Genomic DNA, 17,769 nt, shown 5'->3' with positions numbered 1-17,769 from the left:
AAACCGTCCAACTTTTGGGGGGCAGTTCACTGGAGCGTGCGGAACGATAATCTCAACTATCGTGCGACGCTCCGCGTCTTCTTGGCGACGCAGAGCGTCACGAACGGCAGGTTGTCCGGAGGATCACTTATCGTTCCAACGCTCCGCGTGGGAATGCCGTTCTGGACGCTCTGCGTCCTCTTCTGAAAGAATCAGGTTACTTCCGCTCACGAAAAACCTGTCCTGCAGGACCTTTCCTTCAGTATTTTCTCTTTCCTGCGTATGACCTTTCCTAGAAAATCCCGGGCCCTTGCGCCTGCCAAATCCGCACACTAGGCTGCGTCGGTCGCTGCGAGTCAGCGACCGGGTTTAGCAGCCTGTTTGTGGATTACAAGTGGCGCAAGTGCCGTTTATGGCGGCTTTGCGTGGGGCACCTTCGGGTGCGCCGGTTGCTTGCGCTTGTTCCACACCGGTCTGCTAACCCGCGTCAAAGTCGCCACCCTTGTTTGTTTAGCAGCAGGCATCTGGTGGTCTTGTCAGCTAAAGGAATAAGCGATGATCAACTCGACCCCGTCTCCACCGCTCCCCAACTCTCTTGAAGATTCCCTGATACAGGTCAGCGAAATACTGCGCTGTGCCTCTGTCACCGCTTCTGAAACCGGTGACAACCTCGAGGGCCTGAAACGTGATCTTGCGTTCTCGGTGGTGCATCTGATCAACATGGCCAAGGCCGAGCTGGAGCGCTCGCTGGAATGTGTTCAGAGCCACTGACAGCCCCTGACGCAACCTAGCAGTTCTACGAGTAGCCGCTGCGGTCCCCGCAATGCATTGTGTGCCTGAAGAGGCCTGCCTCGCCGATCAAGACCACTCCGGTTACTCACCATGCGCCAGCAAACTACCCTGTGCCGTTACCGCTACGACGCGCTTGACCGGCTTGCGGCTCGCACGCCTGTGGCAGGGACCATTGCCCGCTCGTTCTATCAGTCCGGCACCCTGGTCAGCGAGATTCAGGGGGCAGAACACGTTCGGTTCCTGCATCGCGACCGTCAGTTGCTGGCCACGCAGTCAGCGCTGGCCACGCTGTTGATCGGCTCGGATCAACAGCACAGCGTGCTCCACACCGTATCGGCCAGCTTGTCTGACCCTATCGCTTACACCCCCTATGGGCATAGGCAAGCGTTGAACCAACTGCCAGGCTTCAACGGTGAGCGCCCCGACCCATTGACCGGTCATTATCTGTTGGGCAATGGTTATCGCGCCTACAACCCCGTTCTGATGCGCTTCAACAGCCCGGACAGCCTGAGCCCGTTTGGCAAGGGCGGTATGAATGCCTATGCGTACTGCGCGGGTGATCCGGTTAATCGGTCTGATCCGACCGGGCATAAGATAGATGAGAGTCAGATACTTTCATTTGTGTGGATAGGGCTCGGTTTGTTCGGTGCTTACCTGGGTGTAAAGGCGGCTGTTCCTGCGATAAAGGCTGTCGCCAAGGGCAATGCTTCGCTATCGACGAAACTGACAGCTTCCTCGGCACTCGGCCAGATCGCAGCGAGCACCGTGTTTACCGTAAGCCGTGTAATCAACGCGGTCGACCCTGACGGCCCTGCCAAGGATGTTTTGCTCGCGACTGCAATAGGCATTGTGATTCCAGTGCTGGCCGTTCGGACATTCAACCCGCGCATCAAGCGTTGGGAGGATGCAGGGGCAGATATAAAACTGCTCAATGATAGGCGTTCAAGTTTAAAAAGTGAGTTCGCTGATACCGCTAGCGCCATTCGAGAAACACGCCCTTGGGGTGATCGGGCAGACGAATTGAGTCGCATGATGTACTGATACGTTTATCTGTACATGATTTCTCCAGCCTGATTCACCTGAACGCTTACTCCATCATCAAGGATCGATCATGGCTCTCCTCTGCACGTACACCTACGACCCGCTGGACCGTGTCTCCACATTGAACCCGCTGGCTCAGGTCCTCTCCAGTCGGTTCTATAACGGCGAGCAACTGATGACCGAGTTACTGGGCGACAGGCAACGAACCTGTATCCGCGCAGGCGGCCAGTTACTGGCGCAGCAGAGTCGCGAGGGCGAAGAGGTCGTGACGACGATGATCGCCAGTGACCTGCACAACAGCGTTCTGCACGCGAGCGAAGACGGGAGGCAGGTTGATATCGCGTATACGCCGTTCGGGCATCGTCAAGCCGAGCAGACAGTCGCAGCACTACCCGGTTTCAACGGCGAGCAGCCTGACCTGGTAACCGGCCATTACCTGCTCGGCAATGGCTATCGCGCCTACAACCCGGTGCTGATGCGCTTTAACAGCCCGGACAGTTTTAGCCCGTTTGGTGACGGTGGGTTGAATGCGTATGCGTATGGGCTAAACAATCCGATCAAATACATAGACCCGACCGGGCATTTTTCGTCTTTCTTAAGTGGGGTTTTGGCGGCTGGGTTATTGCTCACTGGAGGTGGGTCAATTTATGTGTCTACGCACGTAAAAGAATCGAATCCAACGCTCAGTGGGGTGCTTATCGGCGTGGGCAGTGTGTTAGCTGTTGCGGGCGTTGGTTTTGCTCTGAGTTCAATTGTAAAGAAGGCTGCTGGAGTGGGGCGTTCAACCTCCAGGCTGGAGAGTTTCGGGCTTGCTAGACAGAACCAGCGTCCGGCAGGCAGAAATTCGCTACTATTTCCAAATCAACGCCCTCCGCAATCCAGTGCTGATTTACCGGCCGCATCCTTTGCATTACCACGACCACGGCTATTACCATCAAGCGTCGCGCCGACACGGTCGGCTACTATTCGCAGAACGGGCTATCCTAAATACCGAAATATAAGAAGGCCTGTTTTTCAAGAGTATTTGTATGAAGTAGATAGGATGCCAACTATATCTGAACAGCCCTCGCATTCAATCCGTGGGGGGCATGAATCGGTGGTTTGATATATACACTATGTTCAAGTTCGGCAGAGACATTCAAGACAGTGTCTCTGCAGGAGTTTGAACTGACCACATTCAAAAGAAAGCTGCTGCGGGCCTCTCCCGCGCAACCTCTGCCCAGTTAATGAACCCTCCCTCTCGCGCACAGTCGCATAGTCACGCTATTCTCTCGCCCTATCGCGCCCGCATCCGGCAGCCGCACAAGGAGTCTGCATGCCCGTTCTTCCTTCTAGACTGGTTACATTCGGTCTCGCTGCTGCCTTGGCGATGTTAACGGGGTGTGGCGAGGAAAAACCGGCGGCGCCCGAACTGCCCAGGGTTTATGTGCAAACGGTAAAAAGTGCCGACTTCGCCGCCAGTGTCGCCCTGACCGGTGATGTTCAGGCGCGGGTGCAGACCCGGCTTTCATTCCGGGTCAATGGCAAGATCATTCAGCGTAATGTCGATGTGGGCGACCGGGTCACTGCCCGGCAGGTGCTGGCCCGGCTTGATCCGAAGGATTTGCAGATCAATGTCGATTCGGCCGCAGCCTCTGTGGCCGCCGAGCAGGCCCGCGTGAATCAGGCCAGCGCTGCTTTCGTCCGGCAACAAAAGCTGCTGCCCAAGGGCTATACCAGCCGCAGTGAATATGACTCGGCCCAGGCCGCCTTGCGCGGCAGCGAAAGCTCGTTGAAGGCTGCGCAAGCGCAACTGGCCAATGCCCGTGAACAATTGGGGTATACCGCACTGGTCGCGGATGCGCCGGGTGTGATCACCGCGCGTCAGGCTGAAGTCGGGCAGGTGGTGCAGGCCACGATGCCGATTTTCGATCTGGCACGCGACGGTGATCGGGATGCGGTGTTCAATGTCTACGAGTCCCTGTTCGTTCAGCCGCCGACCAATCAGCCTGTGCAGGTCACGCTGCTCGACAACCCGGACATCAAGGTCAGCGGCAAAGTACGCGAAGTGACCCCGGCAGTCTCGGCGCAAACCGGCACTTTACAGGTCAAGATCGCGCTCGATCCGCTGCCTGAAGGCATGGACCTGGGCTCGGTAGTCAGCGTGGCGCTGAGCGCACCGGCCAATGCCAGTGTCGAGCTGCCTTGGGCGGCGCTGACCAAGGACCTTGGCGAGCAGTTGGGCAAGCCCGCCGTGTGGGTGGTGGACGAGCAGGGCAAAGTCAATTTGCGCAGGGTCACCGTTACTCGTTATCTGACCGCCAAAGTCATCATCGGCGACGGGCTTAAAAGTGGAGAGAAAGTCGTGGTGGCAGGCGGACAGTTGTTACACCCGGACATGCAGGTCGAGATTGCCGAACAGCCCAAACAGCAGAACGCGCAGGTGCAGCCATGAAGCGTTTGTCGTCATGCCTGTTGTTGGGTGGCCTTCTGTCCAGTGGCTTTCTGTTGAGTGGCTGCGGCAAGGACGAGGCCCCTCCGGAACCGGTGCGTCCTGTCGTGTTCGTCGAAGCCAAGCCTGAGTCAAATCAGGATTTCGGGCGTTTTGCCGGCAATATTCAGGCGCGTTATCAGAGCGTGTTGGGTTTTCGTGTGGCGGGACGTATTGCCCGGCGCAACGTCGACGTAGGCGCTGAAGTGAAGAAAGGCGATTTGCTCGCCACCCTTGATCCGACCGATCAGCAGAATACAGTGCGTGCCCGGCAGGGCGACCTGGCCAATGTGCAGGCGCAGTTGATCAACGCTCAGGCCAACGCCCGCCGCCAGCAGGAGCTGTTTGATCGCGGCGTCGGTGCCCAGGCACAACTGGACATCGCCCTGACCGATCTGAAGACCGCCAGCTCGTCGCAGGAACAGGCCAAAGCCGCTGCACAACAGGCCCGCGATCAATTGAGCTACAGCGAGCTGCGCAGTGATCACGATGCTGTGGTCACCGAATGGAAAGTCGAAGCCGGTCAGGTTGTTACGGCCGGGCAGGAAGTCGTGACCCTGGCGCGGCCGGACATCAAGGAAGCGGTGATCGACCTCCCTGACACACTGGCTGACCAGCTGCCGTCCGACGTGGTATTCACGGTAGCCAGTCAGTTGAATCCGGAAGTGAATACCACCGCCACCATTCGTGAAATCGAACCTCAGGCCGACCGCACCACACGTACCCGCCGTGCACGTCTGACGCTGGCGCAAACGCCAGCGGCGTTCCGGCTGGGCACGGCCATCAGCGTGACGCTCAGCTCGACCATCACGCCGCGCATGCGTTTGCCGATCAATGCCTTGCAGCAGGCCGATGGCAAAAGCCAGGTATGGATCGTCGACCCGCAAAACCAGACGGTGAACCCGAGGGCTGTGAGCATTATCAGCCGTGACAGCAACAGTTTCGTGCTGGCCGATGGCGTCAAGGCAGGTGAAAAAGTGGTGAGCGCGGGCGTCAACAGCCTCAAGCCGGGCCAGAAAGTCAAAGTCGATGAGGAAAGCCCGCGATGAAAGGGAATTTCAATCTGTCTGAGTGGGCCATCAAGCATCAATCGTTTGTCTGGTATCTGATGTTTGTCGCGCTGCTGATGGGCGTGTTTTCCTACATGAAGCTTGGGCGCGAGGAAGACCCGTCCTTCACCATCAAGACCATGATTATCCAGACCCGCTGGCCGGGCGCGACGGTGGACGAGACTCTCGAGCAAGTCACCGACCGCATCGAGAAGAAGCTCGAAGAGCTGGACTCGCTGGACTACGTGAAGAGCTATACCCGACCGGGCGAGTCCACGGTCTTCGTCTACCTGCGTGACACCACCAGCGCCAAGGCGATACCGGAGATCTGGTATCAGGTGCGCAAGAAAGTCGATGACATCCGTGGCCAGTTCCCGCAGGGGCTGCAAGGCCCGTCGTTCAACGACGAGTTCGGCGATGTGTACGGCTCGATCTATGCGTTTACCGCAGACGGTTTCTCGATGCGTCAGTTGCGGGACTACGTCGAGAAGGTCCGCGCCGACATCCGCGACGTGCCCGGGCTGGGCAAGGTCGAGATGATCGGTCAGCAGGACGAAGTGGTGTACCTGAACTTCTCGACACGCAAGCTCGCAGCATTGGGCATCGACCAGAGCCAGGTGGTGCAAAGCCTGCAATCGCAGAACGCGGTGACGCCTGCCGGGGTGATAGAAGCCGGGCCGGAGCGGATCTCGGTGCGTACCTCCGGCCAGTTCGCGTCCGAGAAGGATCTGGCTGCAGTCAATCTGCGCATCAATGACCGTTTTTATCGTCTGAGCGACATTGCTGACATAACCCGTGGCTACACCGACCCGCCCAAGCCGCTGTTCCGCTTCGATGGCAAACCGGCGATCGGCCTGGCCATCGCGATGCAGAAGGGCGGCAATATCCAGTCGTTCGGCAAGGCGCTGCACGAACGTATGGACGCTACCACAGCGGAGCTGCCAGTCGGCATTGGCGTGCACAAGGTGTCGGATCAGGCCGAGGTGGTGAACAAGGCTGTGGGCGGCTTCACCAGCGCGTTGTTCGAGGCAGTGATTATCGTGCTGTTGGTCAGCTTCGTCAGCCTCGGGTTTCGCGCAGGGTTGGTGGTCGCGTGTTCGATTCCGCTGGTGTTGGCGATGGTGTTCGTGTTCATGGAATACAGCGGCATTACCATGCAACGGATTTCCCTCGGCGCGCTGATCATCGCCCTCGGCCTGCTGGTGGATGACGCCATGATTACCGTGGAAATGATGGTTACACGGCTGGAAATGGGGGACTCCAAGGAGCAGGCCGCAACGTACGCCTATACCTCGACAGCGTTCCCGATGCTCACCGGTACGCTGGTGACCGTGGCCGGCTTTGTGCCGATCGGCCTGAACAACAGCTCTGCGGGGGAATACACATTCACGCTGTTTGCTGTCATTGCCGTGGCGATGCTGGTGTCGTGGCTGGTCGCCGTTCTGTTCGCACCGGTGATCGGCGTGCACATTCTGAGCGCCAACATCAAGCCGAAGTCCGAAGAGCCGGGCCGCATCGGCCGGGCATTCAACGGCAGCATGCTCTGGGCCATGCGTCATCGCTGGCTGGCAATTGCCATCACGGTAGGGTTGTTCGCCGCGTCGCTGTTCTCCATGCAGTTCGTGCAGAACCAGTTCTTCCCGTCTTCGGACCGCCCGGAAATTCTGGTCGACCTGAACCTGCCGCAGAACGCCTCAATCAACGAAACGCGCAAGGTGGTGGATCGCTTTGAAGCGAGCCTCAAGGACGATCCGGACATCGAGCGCTGGAGCACCTACATCGGCCAGGGCGCGTTGCGTTTTTACCTGCCACTCGATCAGCAGCTGGAAAACCCGTTCTACGCCCAGCTGGTGATTGTCAGCAAAGGCCTGGAGGAGCGGGGCGCGTTGACTGCCCGTCTGCAAAAACGCTTGCGTGATGACTTCGTCGGCATCGGTTCGTATGTGCAGGCGCTGGAGATGGGCCCTCCGGTAGGTCGTCCGTTGCAGTATCGCGTCAGCGGCGAGAACATCGACAAGGTGCGCCAGCACGCCATCGAGCTGGCCAAACTGCTCGATCACAACTCGCATGTGGGCGAAGTGATCTACGACTGGAACGAGCCGGGCAAGGTGCTGCGCATCGATATCAATCAGGACAAGGCCCGGCAGTTGGGCCTGTCGTCGGAAGACGTCGCCAAGCTTATGAACAGCGTGGTCAGCGGTTCTACCGTGACCCAGGTGCGTGATGATATCTATCTGATCAACGTGATCGGACGTGCTGAAGACGCAGAACGCGGCACGCCGGAAACCCTGCAGAACCTGCAAATCGTGACCCAGACTGGAACATCCATTCCGCTGCTGGCGTTCGCCACCGTTGGTTACGAGCTGGAGCAGCCGTTGGTCTGGCGCCGCGATCGCATGCCGACCATCACCGTGAAAGGCGCGGTACGGGACGCGATTCAGCCAACCGATCTGGTCAAACAGCTGCAACCTGAAATCGACAAGTTCGCCGCTGGCCTGCCGGTCGGCTACAAGGTTGCAACGGGCGGCACGGTCGAAGAAAGCAGCAAGGCGCAGGGGCCGATTGCCAGCGTTGCGCCGCTGATGCTGTTCCTCATGGCAACGTTCCTGATGATTCAGTTGCACAGCATTCAGAAGATGTTTCTGGTGGCCAGTGTCGCGCCTCTGGGCTTGATCGGCGTGGTGCTGGCGCTGATTCCGACAGGGACGCCACTGGGGTTCGTGGCGATTCTCGGTGTACTGGCGCTGATCGGCATCATCATCCGCAACTCGGTGATTCTGGTGACCCAGATCGATGCCTATGAAAAGAGCGGCTACCTGCCGTGGGACGCCGTAGTCGAAGCCACCGAGCACCGCCGCCGCCCGATTTTGCTGACCGCGGCCGCGGCGAGCCTGGGCATGATCCCCATTGCGCGGGAAGTGTTCTGGGGCCCGATGGCCTACGCCATGATCGGTGGCATCATCATCGCCACGTTGCTGACCCTGCTATTCCTGCCTGCGTTGTACGTGGCCTGGTACCGCATCAAGGAACCAACCGACGAACAGCGTCGCGAAGCGGCGGACAAGGATGACGATGAGCAGGTACGGCTTGCGCATTGAGTAATATGTGTTCTGCCACCTTTAACGGGTGGCAGAGTCGCTGGTGCGGTAATTAGTCGGACAAAGTCAGGCTAAGGTTGGCGAACCGCACTGGGCCGAACGGCGAGGCCTTTGTCAGGCCTGAAGGCGAAAAGCTGGAGGTGTCCGCCGGGGCAGATATATTCAAGAAGCATTTCCTGAGCTGCGCCTGGAAATCGAAGTCGCCAGAATAATGCACCCATTCCTGAGTTGCGAAGTTTACGACCTGCGTCAGATTAATCGCGCCCTCAATGTTGTAGCCGCCCACGACTACAACGAAAAACACCTCGCCTACGTTCTCTGCGTTATGAACGTCGAACTCGAGATGCAGACGCTGGGGGGGCAGTTCAATAATCGACTGGCTTACGGTCACTCCGGTATTCAGCTTGATGCTTTGACCTTCACCTTCCATGGGCTTGAAATCTGGCTCAAAGCCCGCTGGGGCTGTCCAGTGAGTAAGATTGTCGCTGAAATCGCCATTTTTCAGATATTCGGTCGCCATGATCAGTTCCTTTGATCGATTCGGAGGGATACAAGCCGCCTGTTTAAGTGGCTGAATCTATCCTAAGGCGCACCGGTTGCTGAACGATACTGTCAGAAGTACCAGCACACGAACTGCGCAGCGCCGCACATCACTGACGCCGCCAGACGCTTGCCAGCCAAGGCTGCTGATCTCTCGGCAACCCGGCGGGGCGGTAGTAGTGTTCCAGCTCGCTAAACCCGGCTTCGGTCAGCAGTTCGCGCCATGTTTCGAGGTCGTGGTACGCGCCGTAACGCTCGCCGTTCCAGCCTTCCTGATTCTCACCACGCGGGTTGGAGCTGAACAGCACGCCGCCCGGTTTGAGCGTGGCATACAGTTCGCGCAGCACGCGTGGCAGTTCCTGTCTGGGGATGTGGAACAGCACTGCGTTGGCGAAGAGGCCATCGAAGCGGCCTTGCGGCAGGTCGAGTTCGAGGAAGTTCTGCTGTAGCACTTCGCAACCGGTCTCGGCGCGTGCCATTTCGGCGAAACGTTCGGAGCCGTCTAGCCCGACCGCCACATGGCCCATCGCTGTGAACGTCTTCAAATCACGCCCCGGCCCGCAGCCGAAGTCGAGAATCTGCCACGGTGCCGGGCCTTCGATATGCCGCAACAGGGCATCGATATTCTGGCTGACGTCGTGGTCGCGTGTGCCTTCGCGAAATTCGTCGGCCACGCTGTTGTAATGGCTGACGGTGGTCGAGGTAATCTGCGCAAGCGTCTGAGGGTCGAGTTTCATCAGGGGCGGTCCGGTAAAGGAAGACCGCCAATATACCCTCGCTGCGTTGCGCCTGCTCAGCGCCTGTCGAAGCTGCGCGCCAGCCGGTCACCGCCCAGTTGCACCAGCGCTACGACCGCCACCAGCAAGACGATCACGGTCAGCATCACCTGCGTATCGAAGCGCTGATAGCCGTAGCGATAGGCAATGTCGCCCAGCCCGCCTGCGCCGATGGCACCGGCCATGGCCGATGAGTTGATCATCGTCACCAGCGTGATGGTAAAGCCGCCGACGATGCCGGGGCGCGCTTCTGGCAGCAATACGTGCCAGATGATGTGCCAGCGCCGACAGCCCATCGCTTGCGCCGCTTCGACCAGGCCGTGATCGACCTCGCGCAGGCTCACTTCGGCGATCCGTGCAAAGAACGGCGTGGCAGCAATGGTCAGCGGCACGACGGCTGCCCAGACACCATACGTGGTGCCGACGATCATCCGCGTGAACGGGATCAGCGCGACCATCAGGATCAGGAAGGGAATAGAGCGAAACAGGTTCACGAAGGCACCCAGCACGCGGTTGATCCCCGGTGCTTCATAGATGCCGCCTTTGGAACTGGTGACCAGAATCACTGCCAGCGGGATGCCCAGCAGCAGTGCGATCAATGACGACACACCGACCATCAGAAACGTGTCGAGGGTGCCTTGCAGCAAGCGATCAACCCACATAACCCAATACCTCCGCGCGTGGCGCCAGTTGACGGGCGCGTACCAGCAGTTCGTCCCGGCTGTGCGGCGAGCCGGCGACCGACAGAATCAAGTGGCCGATGGCCCGCTCGTGAATGCGCTCGACCCCGCCCTGCAGTAATTGCACCTTGCCGCCAAGCGCGGCAAACAGCGAGGCCAGATCAGGCCCCTGGTCACTGGCACCGGTAAAATGCACATCCAGTAACAGGGCTGCATCAGGCCGTTGCGGCTGATCGCTCAGACGCTCGGCCCACTCCTTGGGCAGCCCGGTTTGCAGCGGAGCCAGCAAGGTTTTGCTGACGTCGTGCTGCGGGTCGCCAAACACCTGCCATACCGGCCCCTGCTCGACGACTCGCCCCTGTTCCAGCACCACCACGCGGTGGCAGATATCACGGATAACCGCCATTTCATGGGTGATCAGCACGATGGTCAGGCCCAGGCGCTGGTTGATCTCGCGCAGCAGGCCGAGGATCGACTGGGTGGTTTCCGGGTCCAGCGCCGAAGTGGCTTCGTCGCACAACAGAATCGCCGGGTCGTGTACCAGCGCGCGGGCGATGCCGACACGCTGTTTCTGCCCGCCGGACAGTTGCGCGGGGTACGCCTTGTGCTTGTCCTGTAAACCCACCAGTTCCAGCAACTGCGCGACCTTGCGCGCGCGTTGCTCCTTGGGCACACCGGCGACCTTGAGCGGCAGTTCGACGTTCTGCCAGACGGTCTTGGCCGACATCAGGTTGAAGTGCTGGAAGATCATGCCGATGCGTCGGCGCAGCTCCACCAGTTTGTCTTCGTCGAACTCACCGATGTCCACCTGATCGATCAGCACCCGGCCGCTGCTGGGTTGTTCCAAGCGATTGATAGTGCGGATCAGCGAGGACTTGCCTGCGCCGCTGCGGCCGATAATGCCGAAGATCTCGCCGCGCTGGACAGCCAGGTCGATATTGCCCAGCGCTTCAACGGGGCCTTGCTTGCCGTGATAGGTCTTGCCCAGGTTGATGAACCGCACATGGGCGCGATTCAGCTCCGGGTGCAGCTCGGCCTGTTGCGCCAGTGTGCTTGCGCTCGGGGTGTTGATTGGCAGTTGGCGTTGCGCGGTTGCGGTCATTCTTTCCATCCCGCCTGGTAAAGCTTGCCGTTGACCTTGTCGAGCGAAGCGCGGACGACGGGCGAGTGCTGATAGATATCGACGAATTTCGCCAGGCGCGGATCATCTTTATGATCAGGTTTGATCACGAACTGAATGACGTATTCCGGGTGGTCCAGACCATCGAACAGGATGGCCGAGTCGGCGGGAAAGGTCTTGGCCAGACGGATATAGGCAGGGTAGCCCTGTACCAGATCGGCGTCATCGTAGGCGCGCACCAGTTGCACGGCTTCAACCTGAATGATCTTGAGCTTTTTCGGGTTGACGGTGATGTCTTCCTCGGTCGCCTTGTAGCCGACGCCTTGCTTGAGGGTGATCAGCCCGGCCTTGGCCAGCAATTGCAGGCCGCGTCCGCTGTTGATCGGGTCATTGGCAATGGCCACGGTAGCGCCGGTCGGCAGCTCATCAAAGCTTTTGTACTTTTTCGAGTACAGACCCACGTTGTTGATGATCCCCGGCGCATAGGGCACCAGGCCGAAACCGGCGGCTTCATTGGCGTTGGTCAGGAAAGGGATGTGCTGGAAGTAGTTCACGTCGATATCGCCTGCGGCGAGGGTGACGTTGGGCGCGATCCAGTCGGTGAATTCGACCAGCTCGACTTTCAGGCCCTGCTTGCCAGCTTCTTCGACAGCGGCTTCAAGCGGTATGGCGAAGGCTGCCGTGGTGCCGACTTTCAAGGGCTTGTCGTCAGCGTAAGCGGTCAGGGTCAACAGCCCGAGGGCCAGTGCAGCGAGGGTTTTGCTCATGGTGCGGTCCTTTAATAAAGTCTCGTTCCTCACGCTCCAGCGTGGGAATGCATGTCGTGACGCTCTGCGTCACAAGGGACGCGGAGCGTCCTGAACGGCGTGCCAACGCGGAGCATTGGTACGATAATCAAGCTCTGAAGCCCGCTCCCGCGTGCCGTTGCGGCAATCGATCCGTGCCTTCCGGAAATAGTTTTTTGCGCAGGCTGCCGTCTTCGTAAGCGGTCTTGTAGGACCCGCGGCGTTGCAGCTCCGGGATTACCAGATCGATGAAGTCCTCGTAGCTCTCTGGCGTGACGATGCGGGTCAGGTTGAAACCGTCCAGGCCGGTTTCTGCAATCCACGATTCCAGCTCATCAGCGACCTGTTCAGGCGAGCCGACCAGGGTGATATAACGGCCGCCCAGCGCGTGCTGATCGAGCAGTTTCTGGCGGGTCCAGTCGTTGTTTTTCAGGTTTCTGGTCGCGGACTGAATGGCGTTGCTCTTCACGTATTGAATGGGTTCGTCCAGTTCGTATTCGGCAAAATCGATACCGGTCGATGCCGCAAAGTGCGCCACGCCTGCTTCGGCGCTGGCATGGTGGCGGTACTCGGCGTGTTTCTCCCGAGCCAGCGCCTCGGTCGCGGCGACAATGACGTTAAGGCCCATGAACACCTTGATGTCCTCCGGGTTGCGCCCGGCCTTCACTGCGCTGGCGCGCACCTTGTCTACCTGCTCGCGGGTCGCGGTCTTGTTCTGGCCGCTGATGAACACGCATTCTGCGTTCTGCCCGGCAAACTGCAGGCCGCGCTCCGAACTGCCAGCCTGAAACAGCACCGGCGTGCGTTGCGGTGACGGCTCGCACAGGTGGTAGCCCTCGACCTGATAGAACTCGCCCTGGTGCCGTACCTTGTGCACTTTGCCCGGCTGGGCATAGACGCGCTGTTCGCGGTCGTTGATGACGGCATCGTCTTCCCAGCTGCCTTCCCAGAGCTTGTAGAGTACCTCCAGGTATTCATCGGCCTGATCGTAACGGCGGTCGTGCTCGTTCTGCTCGGTCAGACCCATCGCCCGCGCCGCGCTGTCGAGGTAGCCGGTCACGATGTTCCAGCCCACCCGGCCACGGCTCAGATGATCGAGTGTCGACATGCGTCTGGCGAACAGATAGGGCGCGTCGTAGGTCAGGTTGGCCGTCAGGCCGAAGCCCAGGTGTCTGGTCACGCCAGCCATTGCCGAAACCAGCAGCAGCGGGTCGTTGACCGGCAACTGGATGGCTTCCTTGAGGGTGACGTCCACCGAGTTCTGATAGACGTCGTACACGCCCACGATGTCGGCGATGAACAAACCGTCAAACAGACCACGCTCCAACAGTTTCGCCAGCTCGATCCAGTATTCCAGGCTGTTGAATTGCGTTGAGGTATCACGCGGATGCGTCCATAGACCATGATTGATATGGCCGATGCAGTTCATGTTGAACGCGTTGAGGAGGATCTTTTTACGCGCCATCAGATCGTCCCCCGCAACGGAGGATTGGTGTCGTTGAGGTAGTAATTGCCGATGGCGTGAAACTTCCAGCGTACCGGGTCGTGCAGCGTATGAACGCGCGCATTGCGCCAGTGGCGATCCAGGCCGTGTTCAGCCAGTGTCGATTGACTGCCAGCCAGTTCGAACAACGTGCTGCCAGCCGCCAGGGAAATCTCCGTGCTGATGGCGCGGGCTTCGGCCACGGCTATCGAGGCGGCGGCCACGGTGCGGGCATTGCTGTCTGCCTGGGCAACGTCGAGAAACTCCCCGGCCCGCTCCAGCAGTGCTTCGGCGGCGTGCAGGCGAATACCCAGCTTGCCGAAGCTGTGCAGCGTCAGCGGGTCGTCCACGGCCTTTTCGATACCCGAGTCGATCCACGGCCGGGTGCGCGTCTGCACGAAGGTCAGGGCGTCCTCAAAGGCTGCGCGGGCGATGCCGGTGTCAATCGCGGCATGAAGAATCTGCGCCAGCGGCCCGACTGTAGTGGGGCGCTGGAAAGCGCTCTGGAACGGCACGATGTCGTTGGCGCGGACGTACACGTTGTCGAATACCACCGAGCCGCTGCCCGTGGTGCGCTGCCCAAAACCGCTCCAGTCGTCGATGACAGTCAGGCCTTCGCTGTCATGCGCGACGAAAACCAGTTGCTGCACGCCTTCGTCGTCGATCACCGAGGTGGGAATACGTTGCGCATACAGCGCGCCGGTCGCATAGAACTTGCGGCCGTTGATGCGATAACCGTCCCCGTCGCGGCTCAGGCGAGTGGTGCGGTCATGTGCCGTTTTGGTTCCCAGTTCGGCCAGTGCGTTGCCGAACCGCACGCCAGCCAGCGCCTCGGCATACAGCTGCGCCTGTTGCTGCGGGTTGCCGTTCACGCGCAGCACTTCAAGGGCATAGAAATGGTTTTGCGGAATCTGGCCCAGCGAGCCATCGGCTTCGGAAATCAGTTGTATCACCTTGGCCAGCGTAACGTTTGAAACACCCGCGCCGCCAAAGGCCTTCGGGACACTGATGCCCCACAGACCGGACTGGCTGAACAGGTCGAGTTCGGCATGAGGCAAACGACGCTCGCGGTCGCGTTGCGCGCTGTTGGTCTTGAAGTGCAGGGCCAGTTCGCGGGCTGTTTGCAGGGCCTGAGCGTCACTGGTAATCAGCGCTGCGTGGTCGCGCGCCTGAAGGTTGGAACTCATCAAAGGTGTTCTCCAGTGGTCTGGTTCAGATCCAGGAATGGCGAGCAGGCAGAGTGCCGTTCAAATGCCAGGTGCCGACTGCGTGGTATTTCCAGCGCACCGGGTCGTGGAGGGTATGGACGCGTGCGTTACGCCAGTGGCGGTCGAGATTGAACTCGGCCAGGGTCGCGCGGCTGCCTGCCAGTTCGAACAGCTTTTCGCTGGCCAACAAGGAGATTTCGGTGGTCAGTACCTTGGCACGCGCCACGGCGATGGAGGCGCGGGCTGCCGAATGTTCATCAATGGGCGCAGCGTTGATTTCGTCGAGTTCCTGACCCGCCTTGCGCAGTAAGGCTTCGGCGGCGTGTAGCTCAAGTTTTAGCTTGCCGATGTCGGCAATCACGTAGAGATCGTCGCTGGCACGCTCGACGTTGGCGTCGATCCACGGACGGGATTTCTCGCGAACGAACGCAATCGCATCATCAATTGCACCGCGAGCAATGCCCGCGTCTATCGCGGCCTGGATCAACTGCGATACCGCACCCTGAATATTGGGCGTCAGGGCCAGACGCCAGTTGTCGACCACCTGCCCGGCGTCGACCGCAACGTTGTCGAGCAGCACGGTGCCGCTCGCGGTGGTGCGCTGGCCAAAGCCCGACCAGTCATCGACGATGCGCAGGCCCGGTGTGCCACGTTTGACGAAGGCCATGATCTGTCGGCCCTGATCATCCAGCGCCTTGACCGCGACCCAATGCGCAAACAATGCGCCGGTGGAATAGAACTTCTGTCCGGTGATGGTCAGGCGGTCGCCATTGGCGGTGATCCGTGCCTTGAGTTCCAGCGTGTTTTTGGTGCCACGCTCCGGCCCGGCGTTGCCGATGCGCCAGCCGTCCAGCACGCTCTGAAACAGTGTTTTTTTCTGCTGTTCGGTAGCGCTGCCCTGCAGCAGGTGCAGGATGCCAAACTGATTTTGCGGAATTTGTCCCAATGCGGGGTCGGCAGCAGAAATGATCCTGAACACCTCGGCCACCGTGACGAACGATACTTGCGGCCCGCCGTACGCGCGCGGGATGGATATGCTGCCCAGTCCGCTACGGGTGAATTGTTCGATTTCAGCCCACGGCAAAGCGCGTTGCCGATCGCGGTTTGCAGCGTTGATCCTGGCTGCCGCTGCCAGTTCATGAGCGGCTGCAATGGCCTCGGCGTCGTTTTGCAACACCTTGGCCGCAAGCAGGCGGGGAGCGACGTCAGGCTCTTGTGAAGCCTGGACGTGGTGGGCCGCTACCGCCGCTGGATCAGACTCGCGTCGCTCACCGTCAGTAGGTACAGCCCTGGGTTTATCCACAGGGGTAGTTGTGAAAGGGACCATCGGAACCTCGTAGCAGTAGACCGCATCAAGTGCGGCTGGAAAACATCACGATGTCCGGTGGTCCGGTATATATACCCTAAGCGTGTATAAAAATTTTTAAAACGTGATTTTTGGAATAAGCATAGACAGTAATTGTCAGTCGTCTGCGTTCGTTCAGTGCCTCAACCGACGTCATCCGAGGTGCCAGACCAAGGTGCGAGATGAACACCGTTGACGCCTGAATGATTTCGCCGTTTATTGCACGCTCGGCAGAGGTTTAAAAAGTAGCGGACATAAGTTACCAATGTTTATTTTATTGATGACTGCTATTACCGTGCCGGCCATTTTGCTGGTGATTTTTTAAGGAGCCTCGATTATTCGATTCGTCGTATTCAATCAGTTGAATGGCCCAGTGGCTGAACCCTTATTACCCGTGGCGGAGCCCAGAGCGAGTTGTTACCCACGCGGTCGATAACACAGTAAGTCACTTCCAGTTGTTGTTCCTCTCCGCCTTCCAGTATCAGCTCGGGCGGCACGACAAGGTCGACAGGTTCACCGACGTCTTCGGCAACAAGCGGTGGCAGGTCCATACGCAAATCGCCCCAGCGCACAGTGATCTCGTCGTGAACAGCCATGTTCAGGTACGGCTCGATGGTCATCGGCAAACCGCCTTCCAAGTGCCTGCGCGACAGTCCTCGACGTATCACCGATGGCACAACATACAGCGGTGCCAGCCCTTGGTTTTCTTCCGTGTTGGTGCTGACCAATTGTCCGCCTGGGGCGTTCAGCTTCACCCACAGCTTGCGGCAGGGCGAGGTGACGGGCACACCGCCTATTTTCATGACCCGGTAGTAAGTTCTTGCCTTGCCGTTCTGTAGAAAGCTTTCCGGCACACGTAGGACAACGGGTTTGCCGATGTCGGATGCCTTCAATATTTTTGACGCGACGTAACAGCCGTCCCAGAACAGTTCGATCAGGTCTCCCTCGTCCATGCTGTCGTAGGGTTCCACATGAACAAGCAGTTGAGAGGCGCCTCTCACGCCTATGCCATGTCGGCTGGCCAGCGGTATGGAAGGGGCGGACAGGCCCAGAGGGGTCGGTTTGCAAATGATTTGGCTCATGTACAGGTGCTCCTGATAATCAATAGTTCAAGTAAAGATTCGTCATAAATTGTCATGTTGAAGGAATAAGAGGTGCGGTTAAGACGGTGGGATAAGTACCTTAAATATCCAACTTATGGCAAACATTACAAATGGTATGAAAAGGGGGCTTGAAACTTTGGTGTCTCACTAACTGAATGATGTGTGTGAGCTAATGGGCTTTGCGGGCACTTGTCAATATGCGGGTGACGTTTGCTAGTGTTTTACTTGAAAACCGGAGACTTCCTACACGGTTTATTTGGAACTGTTTACTTCGCGATAAACAATCGTCCTACCACAAAG

15 protein-coding genes are annotated in these 17,769 nt (G+C 59.0%); 6 read left to right on the top strand and 9 right to left on the bottom strand.

The window, feature by feature from the left end:
* The first annotated feature begins 534 nt into the window (after nucleotides 1–534).
* From AO068_RS10215 to AO068_RS10190, 6 genes are all read left to right on the top strand, one after another.
* Nucleotides 535–750 carry a DUF6124 family protein gene (locus AO068_RS10215; protein WP_058408299.1) on the top strand — a complete coding sequence of 72 codons (216 nt, stop codon included), beginning with the start codon at nucleotides 535–537 and terminating at the stop codon, nucleotides 748–750.
* Nucleotides 751–861: 111 nt separating this feature from the next.
* The gene (locus AO068_RS10210; protein ID WP_058408298.1) at nucleotides 862–1,812 is read left to right on the top strand and encodes an RHS repeat-associated core domain-containing protein; all 951 of its coding nucleotides are present in this window, start codon (nucleotides 862–864) and stop codon (nucleotides 1,810–1,812) included.
* A 70-nt stretch (nucleotides 1,813–1,882) separates the two neighbouring features.
* Nucleotides 1,883–2,917, top strand: a complete 1,035-nt coding sequence (locus AO068_RS10205) for an RHS repeat-associated core domain-containing protein (protein ID WP_058408297.1) — start codon at nucleotides 1,883–1,885, stop codon at nucleotides 2,915–2,917.
* 210 nt (nucleotides 2,918–3,127) lie between these two features.
* Nucleotides 3,128–4,246, top strand: a complete 1,119-nt coding sequence (locus AO068_RS10200) for an efflux RND transporter periplasmic adaptor subunit (protein WP_058408296.1) — start codon at nucleotides 3,128–3,130, stop codon at nucleotides 4,244–4,246.
* Entirely contained in the window at nucleotides 4,243–5,331 is a 1,089-nt protein-coding gene (locus tag AO068_RS10195) for an efflux RND transporter periplasmic adaptor subunit (protein WP_058402793.1), read from the top strand. Before AO068_RS10200 ends, AO068_RS10195 begins: the two co-directional genes overlap by 4 nt.
* Nucleotides 5,328–8,429, top strand: a complete 3,102-nt coding sequence (locus tag AO068_RS10190) for an efflux RND transporter permease subunit (RefSeq protein WP_058408295.1) — start codon at nucleotides 5,328–5,330, stop codon at nucleotides 8,427–8,429. The genes AO068_RS10195 and AO068_RS10190 overlap by 4 nt, the downstream gene beginning before the upstream one ends.
* Before the next feature lie 52 nt (nucleotides 8,430–8,481).
* Here the strand turns inward: AO068_RS10190 and AO068_RS10185 are convergent, their stop codons facing one another.
* The 9 genes from AO068_RS10185 to AO068_RS10145 form a co-directional block, all read right to left on the bottom strand.
* Nucleotides 8,482–8,949, bottom strand: coding sequence for a hypothetical protein (locus AO068_RS10185; RefSeq protein ID WP_058408294.1), 468 nt, complete (start codon nucleotides 8,947–8,949; stop codon nucleotides 8,482–8,484).
* A gap of 130 nt (nucleotides 8,950–9,079) precedes the next feature.
* The gene (locus AO068_RS10180) at nucleotides 9,080–9,706 is read right to left on the bottom strand and encodes a class I SAM-dependent methyltransferase (RefSeq protein WP_058402796.1); all 627 of its coding nucleotides are present in this window, start codon (nucleotides 9,704–9,706) and stop codon (nucleotides 9,080–9,082) included.
* A gap of 56 nt (nucleotides 9,707–9,762) precedes the next feature.
* A complete protein-coding gene (locus AO068_RS10175; protein WP_002551596.1) occupies nucleotides 9,763–10,407 on the bottom strand; it encodes a methionine ABC transporter permease in 645 nt (214 codons plus the stop codon).
* On the bottom strand, nucleotides 10,397–11,527 hold the full coding sequence (locus tag AO068_RS10170; protein ID WP_058402797.1) for a methionine ABC transporter ATP-binding protein: 1,131 nt from the start codon (nucleotides 11,525–11,527) through the stop codon (nucleotides 10,397–10,399). The genes AO068_RS10175 and AO068_RS10170 overlap by 11 nt, the downstream gene beginning before the upstream one ends.
* Entirely contained in the window at nucleotides 11,524–12,312 is a 789-nt protein-coding gene (locus AO068_RS10165; RefSeq protein ID WP_058402798.1) for a MetQ/NlpA family ABC transporter substrate-binding protein, read from the bottom strand. The genes AO068_RS10170 and AO068_RS10165 overlap by 4 nt, the downstream gene beginning before the upstream one ends.
* Before the next feature lie 127 nt (nucleotides 12,313–12,439).
* The gene (locus AO068_RS10160; RefSeq protein WP_058408293.1) at nucleotides 12,440–13,795 is read right to left on the bottom strand and encodes an LLM class flavin-dependent oxidoreductase; all 1,356 of its coding nucleotides are present in this window, start codon (nucleotides 13,793–13,795) and stop codon (nucleotides 12,440–12,442) included.
* Nucleotides 13,795–15,000, bottom strand: coding sequence for an SfnB family sulfur acquisition oxidoreductase (locus tag AO068_RS10155; RefSeq protein ID WP_058408292.1), 1,206 nt, complete (start codon nucleotides 14,998–15,000; stop codon nucleotides 13,795–13,797). The genes AO068_RS10160 and AO068_RS10155 overlap by 1 nt, the downstream gene beginning before the upstream one ends.
* Nucleotides 15,001–15,025: 25 nt before the next feature.
* On the bottom strand, nucleotides 15,026–16,198 hold the full coding sequence (locus AO068_RS10150) for an SfnB family sulfur acquisition oxidoreductase (protein WP_004654156.1): 1,173 nt from the start codon (nucleotides 16,196–16,198) through the stop codon (nucleotides 15,026–15,028).
* Nucleotides 16,199–16,719: 521 nt separating this feature from the next.
* The gene (locus AO068_RS10145; protein ID WP_058402801.1) at nucleotides 16,720–17,448 is read right to left on the bottom strand and encodes a hypothetical protein; all 729 of its coding nucleotides are present in this window, start codon (nucleotides 17,446–17,448) and stop codon (nucleotides 16,720–16,722) included.
* Between the last annotated feature and the right edge of the window lie 321 nt (nucleotides 17,449–17,769).

This window comes from Pseudomonas sp. ICMP 3272, assembly GCF_001466905.1.
In the GTDB taxonomy this organism is placed as follows: domain Bacteria; phylum Pseudomonadota; class Gammaproteobacteria; order Pseudomonadales; family Pseudomonadaceae; genus Aquipseudomonas; species Aquipseudomonas amygdali.
This window is presented reverse-complemented; position numbering and strand designations above follow the sequence as displayed.

What these genes read in the sequence shown, in the direction of transcription:
- AO068_RS10215 (WP_058408299.1), top strand. Translation starts at nt 535, where the DNA reads ATGATCAACTCGACCCCGTCTCCACCGCTCCCCAACTCTCTTGAAGAT.
- AO068_RS10210 (WP_058408298.1), top strand. Translation starts at nt 862, where the DNA reads ATGCGCCAGCAAACTACCCTGTGCCGTTACCGCTACGACGCGCTTGAC.
- AO068_RS10205 (WP_058408297.1), top strand. Translation starts at nt 1,883, where the DNA reads ATGGCTCTCCTCTGCACGTACACCTACGACCCGCTGGACCGTGTCTCC.
- AO068_RS10200 (WP_058408296.1), top strand. Translation starts at nt 3,128, where the DNA reads ATGCCCGTTCTTCCTTCTAGACTGGTTACATTCGGTCTCGCTGCTGCC.
- AO068_RS10195 (WP_058402793.1), top strand. Translation starts at nt 4,243, where the DNA reads ATGAAGCGTTTGTCGTCATGCCTGTTGTTGGGTGGCCTTCTGTCCAGT.
- AO068_RS10190 (WP_058408295.1), top strand. Translation starts at nt 5,328, where the DNA reads ATGAAAGGGAATTTCAATCTGTCTGAGTGGGCCATCAAGCATCAATCG.
- AO068_RS10185 (WP_058408294.1), bottom strand. Translation starts at nt 8,949, where the DNA reads ATGGCGACCGAATATCTGAAAAATGGCGATTTCAGCGACAATCTTACT.
- AO068_RS10180 (WP_058402796.1), bottom strand. Translation starts at nt 9,706, where the DNA reads ATGAAACTCGACCCTCAGACGCTTGCGCAGATTACCTCGACCACCGTC.
- AO068_RS10175 (WP_002551596.1), bottom strand. Translation starts at nt 10,407, where the DNA reads ATGTGGGTTGATCGCTTGCTGCAAGGCACCCTCGACACGTTTCTGATG.
- AO068_RS10170 (WP_058402797.1), bottom strand. Translation starts at nt 11,527, where the DNA reads ATGACCGCAACCGCGCAACGCCAACTGCCAATCAACACCCCGAGCGCA.
- AO068_RS10165 (WP_058402798.1), bottom strand. Translation starts at nt 12,312, where the DNA reads ATGAGCAAAACCCTCGCTGCACTGGCCCTCGGGCTGTTGACCCTGACC.
- AO068_RS10160 (WP_058408293.1), bottom strand. Translation starts at nt 13,795, where the DNA reads ATGGCGCGTAAAAAGATCCTCCTCAACGCGTTCAACATGAACTGCATC.
- AO068_RS10155 (WP_058408292.1), bottom strand. Translation starts at nt 15,000, where the DNA reads ATGAGTTCCAACCTTCAGGCGCGCGACCACGCAGCGCTGATTACCAGT.
- AO068_RS10145 (WP_058402801.1), bottom strand. Translation starts at nt 17,448, where the DNA reads ATGAGCCAAATCATTTGCAAACCGACCCCTCTGGGCCTGTCCGCCCCT.